At 37.8% G+C, this 21,279-nt stretch carries 15 protein-coding genes, 3 tRNA genes and 1 pseudogene; 17 read left to right on the top strand and 2 right to left on the bottom strand.

The features are described from left to right. Positions 1 to 29 precede the first annotated feature (29 nt). From ACFIMS_RS01995 to ACFIMS_RS01960, 8 genes are all read left to right on the top strand, one after another. Positions 30 to 2,297, top strand: coding sequence for an ATP-binding protein (locus ACFIMS_RS01995; RefSeq protein ID WP_375611277.1), 2,268 nt, complete (start codon positions 30 to 32; stop codon positions 2,295 to 2,297). Position 2,298: 1 nt separating this feature from the next. Further along, positions 2,299 to 3,657: a sigma-54-dependent transcriptional regulator gene (locus ACFIMS_RS01990; RefSeq protein WP_375611278.1), complete on the top strand. Its 1,359-nt coding sequence runs from the start codon at positions 2,299 to 2,301 to the stop codon at positions 3,655 to 3,657. A 4-nt stretch (positions 3,658 to 3,661) separates the two neighbouring features. Continuing rightward, positions 3,662 to 5,038 (top strand): Trk system potassium transporter TrkA, encoded by a 1,377-nt coding sequence (gene trkA, locus ACFIMS_RS01985; protein ID WP_375611279.1) that lies wholly within the window; start codon positions 3,662 to 3,664, stop codon positions 5,036 to 5,038. Positions 5,039 to 5,048: 10 nt separating this feature from the next. Next, entirely contained in the window at positions 5,049 to 5,858 is an 810-nt protein-coding gene (locus ACFIMS_RS01980; protein WP_375611280.1) for a hypothetical protein, read from the top strand. Positions 5,859 to 6,005: 147 nt separating this feature from the next. Next, a complete protein-coding gene (gene clpP / locus ACFIMS_RS01975) occupies positions 6,006 to 6,638 on the top strand; it encodes an ATP-dependent Clp endopeptidase proteolytic subunit ClpP (protein WP_375611281.1) in 633 nt (210 codons plus the stop codon). Between the two features lie 183 nt (positions 6,639 to 6,821). Continuing rightward, positions 6,822 to 8,096 (top strand): ATP-dependent Clp protease ATP-binding subunit ClpX, encoded by a 1,275-nt coding sequence (clpX, locus tag ACFIMS_RS01970; RefSeq protein WP_273723371.1) that lies wholly within the window; start codon positions 6,822 to 6,824, stop codon positions 8,094 to 8,096. Positions 8,097 to 8,279: 183 nt separating this feature from the next. Beyond that, positions 8,280 to 10,706: an endopeptidase La gene (gene lon / locus ACFIMS_RS01965; RefSeq protein ID WP_375612894.1), complete on the top strand. Its 2,427-nt coding sequence runs from the start codon at positions 8,280 to 8,282 to the stop codon at positions 10,704 to 10,706. Positions 10,707 to 10,935: 229 nt separating this feature from the next. Then, on the top strand, positions 10,936 to 11,214 hold the full coding sequence (locus ACFIMS_RS01960) for an HU family DNA-binding protein (RefSeq protein WP_375611283.1): 279 nt from the start codon (positions 10,936 to 10,938) through the stop codon (positions 11,212 to 11,214). A 1,056-nt stretch (positions 11,215 to 12,270) separates the two neighbouring features. Here ACFIMS_RS01960 and trmFO read toward each other — a convergent pair. Next, positions 12,271 to 13,683: a methylenetetrahydrofolate--tRNA-(uracil(54)-C(5))-methyltransferase (FADH(2)-oxidizing) TrmFO gene (gene trmFO / locus ACFIMS_RS01955; protein WP_375645457.1), complete on the bottom strand. Its 1,413-nt coding sequence runs from the start codon at positions 13,681 to 13,683 to the stop codon at positions 12,271 to 12,273. Positions 13,684 to 13,817: 134 nt separating this feature from the next. Here trmFO and ACFIMS_RS01950 point away from each other — a divergent pair. The 6 genes from ACFIMS_RS01950 to ACFIMS_RS01925 all read left to right on the top strand — a co-directional run bounded on the left by ACFIMS_RS01950 (position 13,818) and on the right by ACFIMS_RS01925 (position 19,796). Beyond that, positions 13,818 to 13,900: transfer RNA gene (locus ACFIMS_RS01950), tRNA-Leu, on the top strand. Between the two features lie 135 nt (positions 13,901 to 14,035). Beyond that, positions 14,036 to 15,463, top strand: a complete 1,428-nt coding sequence (gene tig / locus ACFIMS_RS01945) for a trigger factor (protein WP_375628989.1) — start codon at positions 14,036 to 14,038, stop codon at positions 15,461 to 15,463. Between the two features lie 130 nt (positions 15,464 to 15,593). Beyond that, complete coding sequence (gene gatB, locus ACFIMS_RS01940; RefSeq protein WP_375696334.1) at positions 15,594 to 17,093, top strand: Asp-tRNA(Asn)/Glu-tRNA(Gln) amidotransferase subunit GatB; 1,500 nt, start codon at positions 15,594 to 15,596, stop codon at positions 17,091 to 17,093. Between the two features lie 181 nt (positions 17,094 to 17,274). Next, the gene (locus ACFIMS_RS01935; RefSeq protein ID WP_375612891.1) at positions 17,275 to 17,673 is read left to right on the top strand and encodes an NADH:ubiquinone oxidoreductase subunit NDUFA12; all 399 of its coding nucleotides are present in this window, start codon (positions 17,275 to 17,277) and stop codon (positions 17,671 to 17,673) included. 89 nt (positions 17,674 to 17,762) lie between these two features. After that, a complete protein-coding gene (locus ACFIMS_RS01930; RefSeq protein ID WP_375613043.1) occupies positions 17,763 to 18,188 on the top strand; it encodes a DUF2155 domain-containing protein in 426 nt (141 codons plus the stop codon). 876 nt (positions 18,189 to 19,064) lie between these two features. Next, complete coding sequence (locus ACFIMS_RS01925) at positions 19,065 to 19,796, top strand: rhomboid family intramembrane serine protease (RefSeq protein ID WP_375612890.1); 732 nt, start codon at positions 19,065 to 19,067, stop codon at positions 19,794 to 19,796. Here the strand turns inward: ACFIMS_RS01925 and ACFIMS_RS01920 are convergent. Then, the gene (locus ACFIMS_RS01920; protein WP_375612889.1) at positions 19,793 to 20,623 is read right to left on the bottom strand and encodes a TrmH family RNA methyltransferase; all 831 of its coding nucleotides are present in this window, start codon (positions 20,621 to 20,623) and stop codon (positions 19,793 to 19,795) included. The genes ACFIMS_RS01925 and ACFIMS_RS01920 overlap by 4 nt on opposite strands. 205 nt (positions 20,624 to 20,828) lie before the next feature. On the opposite strand from ACFIMS_RS01920, the gene ACFIMS_RS01915 reads away from it, so the two are divergent. The 3 genes and pseudogenes from ACFIMS_RS01915 to ACFIMS_RS01905 all read left to right on the top strand — a co-directional run. Then, positions 20,829 to 20,912: transfer RNA gene (locus ACFIMS_RS01915), tRNA-Tyr, on the top strand. Positions 20,913 to 20,943: 31 nt separating this feature from the next. Next, positions 20,944 to 21,017, top strand: a tRNA-Gly gene (locus ACFIMS_RS01910). 182 nt (positions 21,018 to 21,199) lie between these two features. Then, positions 21,200 to 21,279: pseudogene (locus tag ACFIMS_RS01905) on the top strand (elongation factor Tu); the annotation flags it as partial.

The raw sequence follows: 21,279 nt of genomic DNA, 5'->3' as shown, positions 1-21,279 counted from the left end.
AGAATAATGGGATAAGGGTATGTAAGCTCATGACGAATATAACATCTGTGACGAATCTTCAAGACATAGATAAAAATACTTATAACGATGAGTTGTATCGTTTAAGTAAGGTATATATTTTTTTAGGGATTACAATTATTGTATTGGCTTTACTTACGGCCTCTGTTTCATTTATTATTCTTATTGGATTAACTCCTGTTGTTCCCAGTAGAACAGTAACCCTTATTCTTATAGGAATTAATAGTTTTTGGGTTTTAGGGCTTATTGTCATCGTTTTTTATGAGATGATACCGATCATTCGTGCTTGGCGTTCAAGGCGTGCAGGATCGCGTCTTCATGTGCGCCTTATTTCATTGTTTGCACTTGTTGCGACAATGCCAGCTGTTGCTGTAGCTCTTGTATCGGGTCCAGCACTAAATTTGGGACTTGATCGATGGTTTGATACAACAACGCGGCAAATTGTGGGCTCTTCTATTGATTTAGCAAATGCTTATGCAGATGAAATGCTCCAAAATTTAAAAAATTTATCCTACGCGATGGCATTTGCACTTGATAACAAAAAACTCTTAGAACGTAATCCAGCTGAATATAGGATGCAATTGACGCGTCATGCTCTAGGACGCAATTTGCGTGGTGCATTTTTGTTAAGTTCTAGTGGAGCTATTTTTGTATCGAGTGCTCTTGGTGATGAAGATAAACTGCCAATTCCTCCTTCTCATCTTATTGAACGTGCAACCAGTGCGAGACCTTTTTCTTTTCAACCAGGCGTTCATGATTATTTTGGTATTATTTTAAAATTTACCAATATTCCAAACACATTTTTATATTTGGTGCGTGACGTTGATAAAGGTGTTTTATCTGCTTTGCGTTTGACAGAAGTTAATACAGATCGTTATCGTGATTTAAATGAGAATCGCCTGCTGACACAGATTGCATTTGGTATGCTTTATTTGTGTCTTTTTTTTAGTTTATTCTTATCAGCCATTTGGGCTGCTATTGCTGTTGCTGATCGCTTAGTACGTCCTATTCGTCTTCTCATTAGTGCTGCCGATGATGTTGCTTCTGGAAATATGGAAATTTTCGTGCCAGTACGAGCAAAAGATGGAGATATTGGGCAATTATCCAAAACTTTTAATTACATGGTCAGTGAATTGAAAAGTCGGCGTAATGAATTGATTGCAGTGCGTGATCAAATTGATGAAAGACGGCGTTTTTCTGAAGCTGTGTTATCGGGTGTAACAGCGGGAGTAGCAGGTATAGATGATAATGGTGATATCACCATTATCAATCGGTCTATTGAAGCGATGTTTGATATTCGCTCAGAGCGCGTTGTTGGAAAAAGTCTTTTATCTTTAAGCGCTGAAATTTGGCAGGTTTTTCAGTTTGTGCGTTCATTGGATCGTAAAAACCATCGTGAGCAGGTCACTTTAAACGTTGCAGGAAAAGAGCGTGTCTGTAATGTCCAAGTTACGATGGAGGAGGATGATGGACAAGGGCAATCTTGGGTTCTAACAATTGATGATATTACAGACCTTGTTGCAGCGCAACGTACAGCGGCGTGGGCGGATATTGCGCGGCGTATTGCACACGAAATTAAAAATCCTCTTACACCTATTCAGTTATCCGCTGAACGCATTCGTAAACGTTATAACAAAGCTATTACACAAGATAGAGAGGTCTTTGAGCGGTGTATTGACACAATTATTCGGCAGGTTGGAGATATTGGGCGTATGGTTGATGAGTTTTCCTCTTTTGCACGTATGCCCAAACCCAAAATGCATATTTTAGATATACGAGAATTGTTGCGCGAAGCATGTTTCTTGATAGAGGTGACGCGACATGATATTCATTTTGAGCAAGATTTAGGAACTCTACCACTTATGGGTGCATTTGATAACCGTCTCATTGTACAGGCTTTTTGCAATGTTATCAAAAACGCGAGCGAATCCATAGATTCAGTTATGCGAGAGGAAAATATTCACGGTCATATTCTTATCCGTTCTTATCGTCAGGAAGAATGGGTGGTTGTGGATGTTGTTGATAACGGGAAAGGACTTCCTAAAGAGCAAAGACAAAAGTTATTAGAACCCTATATAACAACGCGGGAAAAAGGAACAGGGCTGGGGTTAGCTATTGTGCGCAAAGTTATTGAAGATCACGGTGGTTTCATGGAGCTTCATGATGCACCGGAGAGTTTTTATGAAGGTCGTGGTGCGATGATCCGTTTGATATTTCCAGCGGATGGGGGTAAGCAGGGTAATATTATACAAGCCATAAATCATAAGATAGGGGAATAGTATGGTATCAGATATCTTGATTGTTGATGATGAAGCAGATATTCGTGAGCTTGTTGCTGGTATTTTAGATGATGAAGGTTATGAAACGCGTGTTGCTTGTAACTCTGATGAAGCATTGGCTCAAATTAGTGAGCGTATTCCAAAGCTCATTTTTTTGGATATTTGGCTACAGGGTAGTCGTCTCGATGGTTTAGCACTGCTTGATGAAATTAAAACACAATATCCGGCTCTTCCGGTCGTTATGATCTCTGGTCATGGTAATATTGAGACGGCTGTTTCCGCTATAAAGCGAGGGGCATATGATTTCATTGAAAAACCTTTTAAAGCTGATAGACTTGTATTGGTTGCAGAGAGAACACTTGAAAATTCAAATTTAAAACGTGAGCTTTTAGAATTGCGAAAGCGTTCGAACGAGACATTAGAGTTGCTCGGAAAATCGACAGTTATAAAAAATTTGCGTCAAATCATAGAAAAAGTAGCACCAACCAATAGTCGCATCATGATAACAGGTCCTTCAGGGGCAGGAAAAGAGACTGTTGCACGAGCTATTCATGCGCTCTCAACGCGTTCGAATGGGCCATTTGTTACAATAAATGCTGCAACGATTACTCCGGAAAGAATGGAAATAGAGCTGTTTGGCAGCGAAATGGAGGGAAGAGAGCGTAAAATTGGTGCCTTAGAGGAAGCTCATGGCGGTATCTTATATCTTGATGAAATTGCTGATATGCCGCGTGAGACTCAAGGGAAGATTCTTCGGGTTTTAACGGGGCAAACATTTGAGAGAATTGGCGGCACAAAACGTGTTAAGGTGGATGTCCGTATCATTTCTTCGACAGCGCAAAATCTTGAAAACCTTATTTCTGATGGGCGCTTTAGGGAGGATCTTTTTCACCGTCTTTCCGTTGTTCCTATTGTTGTTCCGCCCCTTTCAGCGCGTCGTGAAGATATTCCAGAACTTGTACATCATTTTGTAAAAACAATATCACAGCAGGTTGGGATTAAACCGCGTGCAATCAGTGATGATGTGATTGCTATTTTGCAAACGCACGCTTGGCCGGGTAATGTGCGGCAATTACGTAATAATATTGAGCGTCTTCTTATTCTTGTGCGGGATGGTGATGGTCCTATAACAGCGGACTTTCTTCCCAGTGAAGTAAGTGATTCTTTGCCACGTCTTCAAATGGATTCAGATGAAAGTATAATGGATTTGCCGTTACGTGAAGCTCGAGAATTATTTGAAAAGAGATATTTAGTGGCGCAGATTGGGCGTTTGGGTGGAAATATATCACGTACTGCTGAATTTATAGGCATGGAGCGTTCAGCTTTGCACCGTAAACTTAAAGCGCTTGGAGTTTCTTAAAGCGATGCGTATTATTATTTGTGGAGCAGGACAGGTTGGTTATGGGATAGCAGAGCGTCTTGCTGCTGAAAATCACGATGTTACTGTTATTGATATTGAAACGAGATTAATTGAAAAGATTCGCGATACATTGGATGTGAGAGGTTTTGTTGGTCACGGTTCACGGCCTGAAGTTCTTTTGGCTGCAGATGCAGACAAAGCTGATATGTTGATTGCTGTCACTTTGTTTGATGAAGTTAATATGGTAGCTTGCCAAGTAGCACATTCATTATTTAATGTGCCCACAAAAATTGCTCGTATTCGCTCACAATCTTATTTAGAACCACGTTATAAGACGCTTTTTTCCAGAGAGAATATTCCCATTGATGTGGTTATTTCGCCAGAAGTTGAAGTTGGGGAAATGGTTTTGCGCCGTATTGCTTTACCTGGTGCAATAGATGTTCTTTATTTTTGTAATGATGATATTGTGGCACTAGCTTTGGAATGCATGGAAGATTGTCCCGTTATTAATACACCTTTGCGTCAATTAACAGAGCTTTTTCCAGATCTTCATACGACGGTTACTGCTATTAAACGTGGCGCGGAATTATTGGTTGCACATTCAGAAACGCAACTACGCGTTGGTGATATAACCTATCTTGTTGTTTCTCGTGAACAGATGCGTCGTGCTGTTGGGCTTTTTGGTCATAAAGAACAAGATGCCCACCGCATGATTATTGCAGGGGGTGGCCACATTGGCCTTTATGTTGCACAGGCTATTGAAAAGCGTTTCCATAAATTAAAATTGAAGATCATAGAAGCGCATAGAGAAAGAGCCCTCACAATTGCTGATCAGCTTGAAAAAACAACAGTTTTATACGGTAACGTGTTAGATCCAGTGATTCTTCAAGATGCGGGAATTGATCAGTCCGATTTAATGATTACATTGACCAATCAAGATCAGGTTAATCTCTTAAGCGCTATTATTGCTAAAAGATTGGGCTGCAAAGCCAATATGGTATTGATTAATAATGTTGCCTATCAAGAATTTAGTCGTGCTGTTGGTGTGGATGCATATCTTAATCCCCATAGTGTTACAATATCGAGAATTTTGCAACAAATGCGCCGTGGGCGTATTCGTTCTGTTCATTCAGTTTTTAATGGCCGAGCAGAAATTATTGAAGCTGAAGTGATGCAAACATCTTCATTGGTTGGTAAGTCATTATCAGAGCTCAATTTATCAGATGGTTTGAGAATTGGTGCAATTTATCGCAATAAGACAATAATACAGCTTTCGGCAGATACGCGTATTTTGTCTGGTGATAGAATAGTGATTTTTGCTCTTGCTGATAGGGTTCGTGATGTTGAACAACTCTTTCGCGTAAGTTTAGAATATTTTTGATGTATTATCTATGGATATTTGTACTTTTTGGTATAGTGGACAATTAAGATTGGTAGATAGGCTTTGTTTGTCTTCAATGGTTAAAACTGGACAGCGCGTTAAGCTTTTTAGTTATGATAAAAAAATAGATAATCTCCCTGCTGGTGTTGAGCTGTATGAAGCCGAATCAATTTTACCACGCTCAGCAATTTATCGCCTTGATCCCGATTTTTCTGATGATAAACTAGGGTGTACAATTGTTCAGTTCTCGGATTTTTTTCGTGTTATGCTGATGAAATATCAACAAGGTGTTTGGTTAGATACAGATGTTTACCTTGTTAAACAATTTCATCCAGATGCGGATAAGGTTTGGTTGGCAAGAGAAAATAATACAAGAGTAGGCGTTTCTGCACTTTATTTTCCGCCCAATAACCCTATTATAAAAATATTTGAGGATTATTGGGCAGGTGCAGAAATTATTCCTCATTGGCTTGGGTTTAAGCGTCGTGTTTGGAGACCGTTCTGGTTAAAGAGGAAAAACATGCCGATTTTACCGGGAAATCTTGGCGTTACAATATTTGGCAATGATGGTATTTCACGATTAGCAAAACGATATGGTTTTTTTCATGAAGCAAAGGAAAAGGAAACTTTTTATTATTGGACTGGGCGAAAAACTGAACGTATTTTTGAACCAGCTTTTGGCGTAAAGCCGCTTACAGATTCACGCTTGATAGGTTTTCATATTCACAGAAAGACAAAGACTACGAAAAGACCTCAGGAAGGAAGTTTTTACCATTGGGCGGTATCTCGCATTCCGGATGTTCATCATTTGTTTAGGTAGAGTTATTATTGCTATTTTAACTATTGAGATTTTAATCTATCTTATACAATCTCTTGATTGTAGCTTGCACAAGAGAGTAATGTTAACATATGGACAAAAACATTGAATGTGTAAAGAGCGGTTGTTATATGAACGGAAAGTAAAAATATGAGTGATCCAATGAAAACAGCATTAAGCCTTGTTCCTATGGTTATTGAACAAACAAATCGTGGTGAACGGGCCTATGATATTTTTTCCCGTCTTTTAAAGGAACGGATTATTTTTATTAATGGACCTGTTGAAGATGGTATGGCAATGCTTGTTTGTGCACAATTGCTTTTTTTGGAAGCGGAAAATCCTAAAAAAGAAATTAGTCTTTATATTAATTCTCCAGGTGGTGTCGTAACATCTGGTATGGCTATTTATGATACTATGCAGTTTATTCGCCCTCCTGTTTCTACGCTTTGCATGGGGCAAGCGGCATCTATGGGGTCTTTATTATTAACGGCTGGAGCAAAAGGTCATCGTTTTACATTGCCAAACGCACGTATTATGGTGCATCAACCATCTGGTGGTTTTCAAGGTCAAGCTTCAGATATTGAGCGACATGCGCAAGATATTATAAAGATGAAACGGCGTTTAAATGAAATTTATGTTCAACATACGAGTCAAGATTATGAGGTTATAGAGAGAACTCTCGATCGCGATCATTTTATGACAGCAGAAGAAGCCAAAGCGTTTGGCTTAGTTGATGATGTTATACAATACCGTGCAGAAACTGAAAAAGAAGAAAAAGATTAAGAATTTTTATAGAAAAAACAGCTACTTTAAATCAAAGAGTTTTATAAAAAATATCGCAAAATAAGAGAAACACCTAAAAGTATTGAGACATGCATGGTTTTCTATATGTCTTTTAGTTTTCATGATGAAAGGCTTCCTTTGAAAAGGCAAAGTGTTCATATATTGTGGTGAAAGGAAAGAAAAATGAGCAAAATTAGCAATAGCGGGAACGAATCAAAAAATACTCTCTATTGCTCGTTCTGCGGCAAGAGTCAGCATGAGGTGCGTAAGCTCATTGCGGGGCCTACTGTATTTATCTGTGATGAATGTGTAGAGCTTTGCATGGATATTATTCGGGAAGAAAATAAGTCTTCTGGGGTTAAGGTGCGTGATGGTGTTCCTACGCCACAGGAAATTATAACAGTTCTTGATGACTATGTTATTGGTCAGCAGCATGCAAAGCGTGTTCTTTCTGTTGCTGTTCATAATCATTATAAACGGTTGGCGCATCAGTCTAAAAGCAATGATATTGAGTTGGCTAAATCAAATATTCTTCTTGTTGGTCCAACGGGTTGTGGTAAAACTTATCTTGCACAAACATTAGCACGTATTATTGATGTGCCTTTTACGATGGCGGATGCGACCACTTTGACTGAAGCGGGTTATGTGGGAGAAGATGTTGAAAATATTATTTTGAAGCTTCTTCAAGCAGCAGATTATAATGTTGAACGTGCGCAGCGTGGTATTGTTTATATTGATGAGGTTGATAAGATTTCTCGTAAAGCAGACAATCCTTCTATTACAAGAGATGTTTCGGGGGAAGGAGTTCAGCAAGCATTATTAAAAATTATGGAAGGAACGATTGCTTCTGTTCCTCCTCAAGGTGGACGTAAGCATCCGCAACAAGAGTTTCTTCAGGTTGACACCACAAACATCTTATTCATTTGTGGGGGAGCTTTTGCAGGTTTAGAACGGATTATTTCAGGGCGTGGTGAAAAAACTTCTATTGGTTTTTCTGCGACTGTTAAGGCTCCGGATGAGCGTTGTGTCGGTGAAATTTTTCGTGATTTAGAGCCTGAAGATCTTATTAAATTTGGTTTAATACCAGAATTTATTGGGCGGCTTCCTATAGTCGCTACCTTAGAGGATTTAGATGTTAACGCCCTCATGCAAATTTTATCCCAACCTAAAAATGCGTTAGTAAAGCAATATCAGCGTCTTTTTGAAATGGAGAATGTTGAGTTAGCATTTCATGAAGATGCTTTACGTGTTATTGCAAAGAAAGCAATTGAACGTAAAACTGGTGCTCGTGGTTTACGTTCTATTATGGAGAAGATCCTTCTTGAGACGATGTTTGAGCTACCGGCTCTTGAAGGCGTTCAAAAAGTGGTTATTTCGAGTGATGTCGTTGATGGTAAAGCGCGTCCTCTTTATATTTACTCAGAACGTGCAGAAGATAAAGAAAATGTATCAGCATGACATTGTGCGATGCACAATATAAAAGGTGGTAGTGAACGGTATTTGATAGGTGTTTCTAATAATATCATTATAATGCTTGATTTATGTATGAGTAATTACCACTTCATGTACAGTGAAGAGCTGAGATTTTCTAAAGGTGGGCTAATTGTTGTAGATAGCTCATAGGCTCCAGAAAGGAGAGTTATGCAATATATTGATGAAAAGACAGATGAAGTAAGAGATGGGGTTTATGCTGTTTTACCTCTTCGTGATATTGTTGTCTTCCCCCATATGATTGTTCCACTTTTTGTGGGCCGCGAAAAATCAATTCGTGCTCTTGAAGAAACGATGGCGGTTGATAAGCAAATACTATTGGTGACACAAAAAAATGCTTCTGATGACGATCCAAAATCAGAGGATATTTATCATATTGGTACATTTGCTAATATTCTTCAACTTTTAAAGCTTCCTGATGGTACTGTAAAGGTTTTGGTTGAAGGAACTGCACGTGCAAAAATTAGTCAATTTGCTTTAAGTGAAGGTTATCATCAGGCTTTTGCAACTGTTACAGAAGAACCTAGAGAGAGTGATGTTGAGATTGAAGCTCTTTCAAGGTCAGTGATTACTTATTTTGAAAACTATGTAAAGCTTAATAAAAAAATCTCTCCTGAAGTTGTGAATGCGATTGGCCAGCTTGATAATCCTTCTAAGCTTGCCGATACGATTGCTTCTCATTTGATGATTAAACTGGCAGAAAAACAGGAAATATTAGAGCTCTTACCTGTGCGGGCCCGTCTTGAACGTGTTTTGTCCTTCATGGAAGGAGAAATTTCTGTTTTGCAGGTTGAAAAACGTATTCGTTCGCATGTTAAACGGCAAATGGAAAAAAACCAACGAGAATATTATCTCAATGAGCAGATGAAGGCTATTCAAAAAGAGTTAGGAGCAGGTGATGATAGCCGAGATGAACTCTCTGAATTAGAAGAACGTATCAAGAATACAAAACTATCCAAGGAAGCACAGGAAAAAGCTGGAGCAGAATTGAGAAAATTACGGAATATGTCTCCTATGTCTGCAGAAGCGACAGTTGTACGTAACTATCTTGATTGGTTATTAGCAATGCCTTGGGGTAAAAAATCTAAGATTAAAAACAATTTAGATTTTGCTGAAAAGGTCATGAATAATGAACATTTTGGTCTTGAAAAAGTTAAGGAGCGAATTATTGAATATTTGGCCGTACAAAGTCGCGCGTCAAAGATAAAAGGTCCCATTATTTGTTTGTTAGGTCCTCCAGGTGTAGGGAAAACATCATTAGCGCGCTCTATTGCAAAGGCAACGGGACGTGAGTATGTTCGTATCTCATTGGGAGGTGTCCGAGATGAAGCAGAAATTCGTGGACATCGCCGAACATATATTGGCTCGATGCCTGGGAAAATTATCCAGTCTATGAAAAAAGCAAAAAAATCTAATCCGCTTTTCTTGCTTGATGAAATTGATAAAATGGGCCAAGATTTTCGTGGTGATCCTTCATCCGCTTTATTAGAAGTTCTTGATCCTGAACAAAATGGTACATTCATTGATCACTATTTGGAAGTTGAATATGATCTTTCTGATGTCATGTTTATCACAACTGCCAATACGCTTAATATTCCAGGTCCGTTAATGGATCGTATGGAAATTATTCGTATCGCTGGTTATACTGAATGTGAGAAAATGGAAATTGTTAAACAGCATCTTTTACCAAAGGCACTAAAAGATCACTGTTTATCTAAAAAAGAACTCAGTATTTCTGATGGCGCACTAAGGTCAATTATTCAGTTTTATACACGTGAGGCAGGCGTTCGTAACCTTGAACGTGAACTCATGAAAATTTCCCGCAAATCCGTTACAAAAATTCTCAAAACACATCAAAAATCTGTAAAAGTTACAGAAAGTAATATTCATGATTTCTTGGGTGTTAAACGTTATCATTACAATCAGATTGAAGGAGAAAATCAAGTTGGTGTTGTAACAGGTCTTGCGTGGACAGAAGTCGGTGGAGAGTTATTGACTATTGAAGGAGTTATGATGCCCGGCAAAGGGAAGATGACTGTAACTGGAAATTTACGTGATATTATGAAAGAGTCCATTTCAGCGGCAGCATCTTATGTACGTTCTCGTGCTGTTGATTTTGGTATTGAACCTCCACTTTTTGAAAAACGCGATATCCATGTTCATGTTCCAGAGGGTGCGACACCAAAAGATGGCCCATCGGCTGGGATTGCAATGGTGACAGCAATTGTTTCGGTCCTTACAGGAGTAGCTGTGCATAAAGATATTGCAATGACTGGTGAAATTACTTTACGTGGACGCGTTTTACCCATTGGTGGATTAAAAGAAAAACTCTTAGCAGCTCTTCGAGGAGGGATAAAAAAAGTACTTATTCCTGAAGAAAATGCAAAAGATTTGGTTGATATTCCTGATGATGTCAAAAATAATATGGAAATTATTCCGGTAAATCATGTGAGTGAAGTTTTGAAACACGCTTTGGTTCGTTTTCCAGACACTATTGAATGGAAAGAACCCTCTACAGGGGCTGTGCCAATCCGGTCAGAGAGCAGTGATAGTGAAGGAATACAGATTGCGCACTGATTCACTTATCTCATTTATAACGGCATTTTTTAGGTGGTAGAAGATGTTGTTGAGGTTATTATTCTGTTTTTTGTTGGAAAAAGTGAAAAATTCCGTGAATAACTGTGATTATTGCTAAAAAAACAATGTTTTGGATAAAAATAAGACTTCTGTTTGCTGTACTTTTCAATAAACTGACCAATAACATGATTAAGTCATGTTCAGGTAATATAGGGAAAGGAAATATTTTATGAATAAAAGTGAATTCGTTAGCTCCGTTGCTGAAAAGGCAGGTGTTTCGAAAGCGCAAGCTGGTGCTGTTGTTGATGCTTTTATGGCTTCTGTAACAGAAGCTTTGGCTTCAGGGGGAGATGTTCGTCTTCCAGGTTTTGGCACTTTTGAAGTTTCTCATCGTGCTGCAACAAAGGGGCGTAATCCTTCAACTGGTGCTGAAATCGATATTCCAGCACGTTCTGTACCCAAATTTTCTGCAGGAAAAAGCCTTAAAGAAGCAGTTAATAAAAAATAATTTAAGCTACATTAAAAAAACCCGATTTATTTATAAGCGGGTTTTTTTAACACATGTGTTATGCTTGTTTTTCACATAAAACTTTGAGATCCTTGCGATATTTTTTATTTTCATGTATTGCTGAAATATATTGTTTTTAGTCTTTTCAATGAAATATTGTACTGTATTAATTGAGCGCGGGTATGGCTTATAAAATGTAATATTAACTTTTATTACGCTGAAGTGTTACGGTATTTATTTCAAAACAAGATCCGTAAATAATATGAAGCGGAAAACTCTGTAAAGTCCATAAAAGTTATTATATATCACCATTTACGCTTAATAAAAGTGCATGTTGGTGCCACCTTGCTATCTATTTTCTCAGTTCCTATAATGTTGCGACTAGCCCCAGATATCTGAGACGAGTGCATAAGGGATAGTTTTATTCTTTTACTCTTATACGCCAACCTTTCTTGTGACGCACCAAGAGGATAATTTTATTGATTTATTATAAGATCCTGAAATAAAAAAATCTTTTGATATTCAGATTTGGTTTTTAATATTGGGATTTTTCTTGGCATTTGAGAGGGGAGAGATAGCTCCAGCTCTATCCTACAAATATTTTTTCCATATCTTTATTTCACTTGTGATATGCAAGCGAGTATTTTTCCTTCATCATACAAGAGTTAAAATGAGAGAACATCACAAATTTTGAGGGAGGAAGTTAAAAAACAGAAAAATTACTCTTATAAAATAATATACATTACGTAATATAAAAACTATTAATAAAGATAGTACAGTATTACTTGTGTATCTCCATTTATTTATTTTGATTATTCATAATATGTTTATATAATTATTTTGTTTTTAGTCATTAAATCATATTAAATTATTGATAGCGGTAAAGTTTTTTTATAGCCAAAAGTTATTTTACAGCATCTACATAATTGAATAAATGATGAAACGTAGGGTAGTATTTATTGATTGGGGGAGACAGTCTTTAAAAGGCTTTAGAATGATTTTTTCACGAGAGTTATAAAGATCTATTCAGTAGGAGAGAGGCGAATCGTGTGTTTTTTATAAACAGGAGCTCTTTGATTCTTTATTTGCTAACCACTGAGTACAATCATTGAGAGCTCTCGCTGTTATGGCTTGTTTTTTTACTAATTTTTTTTCTTTACTTGGTAAGCGTTTTCCTGAATGTTTAATAGAAGCAATAGGCGGAAAGAGTCCGAAATTGATATTCATTGGCTGAAAAGATTGTGTTTCTGCTTTTTCATCTATGATGTGTCCCCCTGTAATATGATTCAAAAGGGCTCCGAATGCTGTAGTTTGTGGGGGTAGGCAAGGGGAAATATGATGATATTCGGCAGCAGCAAAACGTCCAGCAAGAAGCCCTATTGCCGCTGATTCTACATAACCTTCACATCCGGTAATTTGCCCTGCAAAGCGTAGTTGTTTTTTTTGTTTTAAACGAAGGGTTTGATCAAGAATAATTGGCGAGTTGAGGTAGGTATTGCGGTGAAGACCACCAAGACGCGCAAACTCTGCTTTTTCAAGACCGGGAATCATTCTAAAAATGCGAATTTGTTCACCATATTTCAATTTTGTCTGAAAGCCGACCATATTATAAAGCGTTCCAAGTTTATTATCTTGGCGTAATTGAACGACGGCATAGGGTTTAACTGTAGGGTTATGGGCATTAGTTAAGCCCATAGGTTTCATAGGACCATGTCTTAACGTTTCAAGTCCGCGCTCAGCCATAATTTCAATGGGGAGGCATCCATCAAAATAGGGCGTTTTTTCAAAGTCACGAAACTCTGTTTTTTCAGCATTTTTTAACGCTTCAACGAATGTTTCATATTGTTCTTTGTTGAGGGGACAATTAAGATAATCTTTTCCTGTTCCCTCAGGACCAATTTTATCATAGCGAGACTGATACCAACAAATGTTGATATCAATACTGTCGGTATGGATAATAGGTGCAATTGCATCAAAAAAAGAAAGAGCTTTTATACCGGTTATTGCTTGTAATTTTTGAGCAAGTGCAGGCGATGTAAGGGGGCCTGTTGCAATGACAACATGTTTCCAAGCTTTAGGAATTTCTTGAACTTCTTCACGTTTGATTGTTATAAGAGGGTGGTTTTCTAGTGCTGTTGTAACGGTTTTTGAAAATCCATCACGGTCAACGGCAAGAGCACTCCCTGCAGGGACTTTATTGGTATCAGCAGCTTTCATAATTAATGATTTCGCTAATCGCATTTCAGCATGGAGAAGTCCTACGGCATTTGTTAATGAATCATCGCAACGAAACGAATTTGAACAAACCAGTTCTGCCAATTTATCGGTTTTATGGGCATCTGATTTTTTTTCGGGTCGCATTTCATGCAAAACAACAGAAATTCCTGACTGAGCGATTTGCCAGCTTGCTTCACACCCCGCAAGACCGCCACCGATGATATGAATTGGGATATCAAATGTCTTTAACATAATTGACTTTTAGCGTAAGCAGTTATGTATGAAAAGCATAGATTTTGTTTTTTTTAATATATTTGTTTGCTTTTTTTCTGTAATTAATGGTATAGAAACGCCGCTTGTATAAGGTTATTAGCTTGTAAGTTTGAGCGGATGTGGCGAAATTGGTAGACGCACCAGATTTAGGTTCTGGCGGGAGACCGTGGGGGTTCGAGTCCCTCCATCCGCACCAAAGCAATCCCTTAAGTGCTACGGATTTCTACGTGTCTGAAATTCCGCTTCATGGTAAATGTAACACTCGAAGTGTTAGAATGTAATGATTATTAGAGTGGGTTGATCCCTCTCCTTAGAAAAATGAAGGTGTTTAATGCAGGTTACCGAGACGCTTAATGAAGGACTGAAGCGCGAAATTAAGATCGTGGTTCCAGCGAAAGATTTAGAAGAAAAGTTGAATGAACGATTGGATGATACCAAGGGAAAAATCAAGCTTAATGGTTTTCGTCCCGGTAAAGTGCCTAGTGGGCATTTGCGAAAAATGTATGGTAAATCCTTTATGGCGGAGATTCTCAATGAGATACTCAGTGATGCACCCCGTTCTATTTTAGCGGACCGCAATGAACGTGCAGCGATGCAGCCAAAAATTGATATAGATGAAGATGAAAAAATTCTAGATGGCAAAGCTGATTTTACTTTTAGTTTAAAGTATGAAGTTTTACCAAAAATTGACATTAAAGATTTTGAACATATTAAGGTTATCCGTGAAATTGCAATTATTCCTGAACAGGATATTGATGATCAAGTCAATCGCGTCCTTTCTTCTACGCGTAATTATTCTCTAAAAGAGGGGAATTCTGAAGAAGGTGATCGCATTACCATAGATTATCAAGGTAAGCTTGAAGGCGTTCCATTTGAAGGTGGGGCAGATAGTGATGCACAACTGATTCTTGGGTCAAAACAATTTATTCCTGGTTTTGAAGAGCAATTGGTTGGTGTGAAAGCTGGGGATGTAAAAACGATTTTTGTTAAATTTCCTGATAATTACAGTGCGGCACATTTGGCGGGACGGGAAGCAGAGTTTGACATTACTGTCAAAGCTGTCTTTAAACCAGATGAATTAAAAATTGATGATGAAGCAGCGCAAAAAGTTGGTTTAGAGTCTCTAGATCGCTTACGTGAGGTCGTTCGTGGGCAGATTGAAAGCCAATATGGTTCAGTGACACGTCAAAAAGTTAAGCGTCAAATTCTTGATGCTTTAGATGCTGATTATAATTTTGAGATTCCTGAAGAACTTTTAGAGGTTGAGTTTAACAATATATGGGCTCAGGTTAATGATGATTTGAAAAAGGCTGGGCGCAGTTTTGAAGATGAAGGTATTACAGAAGAAAAGGCACGTGAGGAATATCGTGTCCTTGCGCAGCGTCGTGTTCGTCTTGGTTTGGTGCTTTCTGAAATTGGAATGAAGGTTGGTGTTAAAGTTAGTGAGGATGAGCTAAAAGCAGCAGTTTTTGATCAGGTTCGCCAATATCCAGGACAAGAGAAAGAGATTATGGATTTTTTCCGTAAGACTCCGGAAGCTGTTGAAAATCTACGTGCTCCGATTTTTGAAGAAAAGGTCATTGATCATTTATTAGCACAGATAAAAGTCACAGATAAAGAAGTGACGGTTGAAGAGTTGATGAAAGAATATGACGAATCAGATGTCCCTGAAGAAAAGCAGGCAAAGAAAAAGTCTGAAGTGAAAGAAAAGTCTACAGAGAAAAAAACAGCTAAGAAAAAGGCTCCTAAAAAAGCTTAATATTTATGCAAACAACACAAGCCCGATAAAATCGGGCTTGTGTTGTAAGATTTATGTCCTGGGGTTACACTGAGAGAATGGTTTTAGATAAGCCATGAGTAAATTTTAAAATATTGGTAGTGGATTGGCAATGAGCATCATTGATACGCGTACTCCTGATTCTAAGCGTTTTATTTCTGGAGTTACAGGTGATTGGGAAGTCATCATTGGCATGGAAGTTCATGCGCAAATCATATCAAATTCAAAACTTTTTTCAGGAGCATCAACAAAATTTGGTGCAGAGCCGAACAGTCATGTATCACTTATTGATGCAGCCATGCCAGGTATGTTACCTGTTCTTAATCAAGAATGTGTTCGTCAAGCGGTTCGAACGGGGTTAGGATTAAAGGCGCATATTAATTTAAGATCTGTTTTTGATCGCAAAAACTATTTTTATCCAGATTTACCGCAGGGGTATCAGATTTCTCAATTTCGCTATCCGATTGTGGGAGAGGGAAAGATTATTATATCTGTTGGTCCAGATTCGAATGGCCAATTTGAGGATATTGAAGTGGGAATTGAGAGGTTGCATCTTGAACAAGATGCTGGAAAATCGATGCACGATCAACATCCAACAATGTCTTTTGTAGATCTTAATCGTTCTGGTGTTGCTCTTATGGAAATTGTTTCCAAGCCTGATATGCGCTCATCAGATGAAGCCAAAGCCTATATGACAAAATTGCGTACGATTGTTCGTTATTTGGGCACTTGCGATGGCAATATGGATGAAGGTTCTATGCGTGCAGATGTCAATGTATCTGTTCGTCGTCCTGGTGAAGATTTTGGAACGCGCTGTGAAATTAAAAATGTTAATTCTATTCGCTTTATTGGTCAAGCAATTGAATATGAAGCGCGTCGTCAGATCGCAATTTTAGAAGATGGAGGCGTCATAGATCAAGAGACTCGGCTTTTTGATGCCGCTAAAGGTGAAACGCGTTCTATGCGCTCAAAGGAAGAAGCGCATGACTATCGTTATTTTCCTGACCCTGATCTTTTACCATTAGAATTTGATCAAGCATTTGTGGATGCTTTGGCAGCAGACTTACCAGAATTGCCTGACGCTATAAAAGCACGTTTTATTAAGGAAATGGGATTGACAGTGTATGATGCTTCCATTCTTGTGACAGAAAAGGCTATTGCTGATTATTTTGAAGAGGTAGCGCGTGGGCGTGATGGAAAAATAGTTGCCAATTGGGTGATTAACGACCTTTTAGGGGCTTTAAATAAAGATAATCGTGAGATTGAAGAGTCACCAGTATCGCCAAATCAATTGGGAAGCATTATTGATCTTATAAAAGAAGGAGTTATTTCTGGAAAAATTGCCAAAGATCTTTTTGAGATTATTTGGAATGAGGGGGGAGATGCACGCCAAATTGTAGAAGAACGAAATATGAAGCAGGTAACGGATACAAAGGCTATTGAAAGAGCTGTTGATGAGATCGTTGCCAATAATTCTGATAAAGTTGCGCAAGCAAAGCACAAACCTGCTTTAGCTGGTTGGTTTGTTGGACAGGTAATGAAAGTAACAGGTGGTAAGGCAAATCCCCAAGCTGTTAATGAATTGGTTAAGATGAAACTTGGCATAGATTAAATTTTATGGGGTGGAGAAGAAGCCATACATATGATATCTTCTTGAAATTAAAGGATAGCACGTTAACCTATCAATTGGAATTGTAGTTGAATTTACTAGTAACTTTTTCGATAATTTCAATCGTTAATAATTTTATTCCAACGATTAATTTCATGAGCGCACTAAATGAATGGAATAGCAGATGGCTCGTTTTTTTAAGCAAATCTTCACATGGTGGAATGGTAATACCATTGGTACGCGTTTTTTCACATGGCGCAAAGGTAAGCGGATAGGGGAAGATCAGTTTGGAAATATATATTATGAAGGAGGACTTCATAAGGATGGTTATCCGCACCGTTGGGTTATCTATAAAGACTATTCTGAGGCCTCTACTATTCCACCAGGTTGGCATGGCTGGATTCATCATCGCTGTGAGTGTCCACCAACACAAGAGGATTATCATCCTTATGAATGGGAAAAGCCTCATGTTGCAAATATGACAGGAACAAGTGAGGGCTATCGACCAAAGGGAGCTATCACCTCCAATGGAGAGCGTTCTTGTGTGCATGAAGATTATGATGCGTGGTCACCTAAAAAATAACATGTTTTAATGTGCGTGTGTATTTTTGTCTTATTTGACTCTATGTTATGAAAAGAATTATTTTTTAAGGTGCGATTGATTTTGATATGATGAGATTTTTTTTATTGTTAGGGGTGAGGCATTTTATATATATTTTTTTAATGGGAATTTTAGTGTTTTTATCCTTAAATAATGGGGTGCGGGCTGAGCGTATTAGCAATGGAATTGCTGTTTTTGCAGGTCTTGACAAAATCACGGGACGGACCACACGTTTTGAAGTTACTCTTGGTAAAATTTATCAGTACGGTGCATTACAGGTAACACCACGTGCGTGTTATACGAGCTCTAAAGATGAACCCACGCGTACAACTGGTTTTGTTGAAGTCAATGAAGTAACATTAGATAAAAAAGTACGGCGTATTTTTACAGGATGGATGTTTGCAGATAGTCCTGGTTTGAACGCTGTTGAGCATCCTATTTATGATGTGTGGTTAAAGGATTGCAAGCAGAATGCTCAAGATCTTCCTCTTCAATAATTAGTGTGTTATCTATTTATAATACATTGATTTATAATGGTCCTTTATCATTTTACAACTTAATAGCAAATTCCTATGATTACCTCATTTAATTTTTTTTATATTGAATAATCCAAACTATTCTCTTGCGCGTTACAAGTGGCGGATGTGTCAATAACACTGTCTAAAAAAGGAATAAAAAATTCCGTCATGAACTGTTTAAATTCAAAGATGCATCATTAGAATCAACATATTTTTTAAGTGTTTCATAAGAGACAGTTCTTGAATTATATCTGTTAAAGGTTGAAATGAAAGGCTTGTTTATATTTGTTAAAGAGATGAACTGACGCTTTTGCATGTATGAGGGAAACAGATTATCAAGTAAGTAATTTATCATGAAACACTAATTATTATATCTAGAGAACGCTGTATTGGTATTTTTTCTCATAGAGATGTCGTTTTTCGTTCAAAGCATAGAAGCAATGCAGGCCATATTAATGGAAAAATTGAGATTTAAGATTCTTTAAAGTTTATCAATCGAAGTATAGCTTGGTTAAAAAATGCAATAATCAATATATTTCTAGTAAGAAAATAATGTTTATATATTTTTATTATACACCACCTCATAAGTGAGTTTGTCTATTCGTAAGTTCTTGTATATTGCATGGTAACTTCACATTTAAGTAAGCGGGATACCACTAAGTTTGTAAATCATATTCTTGATATCCATGCTTTTTAAAATCTTTTGTATAAAATACACGTGTTTTCATGTAGAGCTATTGAAAATTTAAAAAGGGGTTTCGAAGAGGCGTTGAGAAGATTCTGCATCACTGGGAATGGTATATTTATTTTGTATAAAGTATAACCCATTTTCTAAAAAATACGAGATTTTATACAATGAAAGTTTCTAGTCACCAACATAATGATGTTTCCCGATTGCCAAAACAACCTAAAGAACCCTTATTGAATGTTCCATTTATTATAGTTGTTTTGATAGCATTTTGTTTTTGTCTTTATTGCATTTCTCAGTATTTTTTTTCTCATCAGGTTTATGTTGAAAGCCTTGAGCTTTTTTCATTTATACCAGCATTGTTTAAGAGGGATCCTGTAGCATTTTGTTATACCATGGTGAGTTATTCATTTATGCATAGTAGTTTTAAACATGTTGCTCTTAATATGGTTTGGCTTTTGGTTTTCGGCTCTCCTTTAGCAAGGCATTTTGGTGTTTTACGTTTTTTAATTTTTTGGGTGTTAACGGCAGTTATTTCTGTTTTGACTTATTTTACATTTCATCAAGAAAGTACCATATCACTTATTGGGGCGTCAGGTGCCGTATCTGGAATGATGGGTGCTATTGCACGTTATGGTTTTCCTAGTGGTAATCTAGCTGTCAATGCGCAGAACGAAAAACTTTTAGGACCTTTATTATCTGTCAAAAAAGCTCTGTGTTCTAAGGGGGTTCTTGTTTATATGAGTGTATGGCTGACGACTGATTTGATCATAGGTATTTCTTCTATTTTGTTTGAAGAAAATGGCATCTCAATAGCATGGGAAGCTCATATTGGCGGGTTTTTTGCGGGTTTTTTGTTGGTTGGTTTTTTTGATGTTTCACAAAAAATTAAAAACTAGAATCTAAGATATTGATGTGCCACATAAAGAGCTATTGTTGCTGCATTTGAAACATTTAATGATTTAATATTTCCAGGCATGTCAAGGCGTGTTAAAGCGCAAACGGTTTCGCGTGTTTTTTTACGTAAACCTTTACCTTCTGCTCCTAAAACAAGAGCAATTTTATTCCCTGTTAATGCTGTTTCTAGAGGTTGGTCACCTTCTGAATCGAGACCAAAGCTTGTAAAACCTGTTTGATGAAGTTCTTGAAGAGCTTCAGCAAGGTTTCGTACGGTAATATAATGAATCATTTCCAGAGCTCCAGATGCCGCTTTCGCAAGAACACCGCTTTCGTGGGGAGAGTGACGGCAAGTTGTAATAAGTGCTTTAGCTTTCAATGCAACTGCAGAGCGCATAATAGCGCCAACATTATGTGGATCGGTAATTTGATCCATGACAATGACCAGATCAGTATTGGTTAGTTCCGACAGTTTGCATGGTTTGAGGGGGAGAGTTTCCAAAACAATACCTTGATGAACAGCCTCACTTCCAACAAGCGAATCAAGATATTTTGGGGTGCATAATGTAACAGAGCAAGGATAATCTGATTCGGATATATTTAATCGTTTTAAGGCATTTTGTGTAACGTAAAGACATTTTAAAATTCTTTTTGGGTTTTCTAAAGCAGCCTGAACAGAATGAATGCCATAAAGATGGATGATCTCTTGCTGTAAAGAAGCAGCTTTCTTCTTTGGGTGTGTAAAAGATCGAGAAGGAGAGCCTTTTGTATCGCGATATCGGCGACGCAAACGAGCATAATGAGAATTTTGTGATGTTTTTTCTTTCATAGCTTCTTTATAACGTGTTAATAAGAAAAATAGAGAGAAAAAATCTATGATTTAAAATTATGAGCAGGAAATTTGTACAGAATTGTATTTATTCTGTTGACAGATACAATAGTAATCGTCATAACCACTTCGCAATCAGATTGAATTGAATGGGTATTCAAGATGGTTGTCGTGATGTCTCATTGCGCGACTTTATCGGTGTAATGGAGGGGTGCCCGAGTGGTTAAAGGGGGCGGACTGTAAATCCGTTGCGTATGCTACGTTGGTTCGAATCCAACCCCCTCCACCATTCATCGAAGGAGAGTTAGTACGTGGGTCATGCGGGTATAGCTCAATGGTAGAGCAGCAGCCTTCCAAGCTGAATATGCGGGTTCGATTCCCGCTACCCGCTCCAAATGATTATTGATGATTGGGCAAATAGGTATGATGGAGGATATTCCATTTATAGATTTGGTGGGGTTTTCCGTCTAAGAGTTGTGGTGATTAGGCTGTTTTCAGTCTGGTCAGACTTAAGTTTTGCAGAACTGTCCCTAGGTGCTAATAAAATATAGGGAATAAAACAAGAGATTAATAGCAATGGCGAAGAGCAAGTTTGAACGAACAAAACCGCATGTTAATATTGGTACGATTGGTCACGTTGATCATGGGAAGACCTC

The sequence above is a fragment of the Bartonella sp. AP331QHHD genome (assembly GCF_042195905.1).
Classification (GTDB): Bacteria; Pseudomonadota; Alphaproteobacteria; order Rhizobiales; family Rhizobiaceae; genus Bartonella.
The sequence above is the reverse complement of the archived record's forward strand: the minus strand, read 5'-3'. Positions and strand labels throughout refer to the sequence as shown.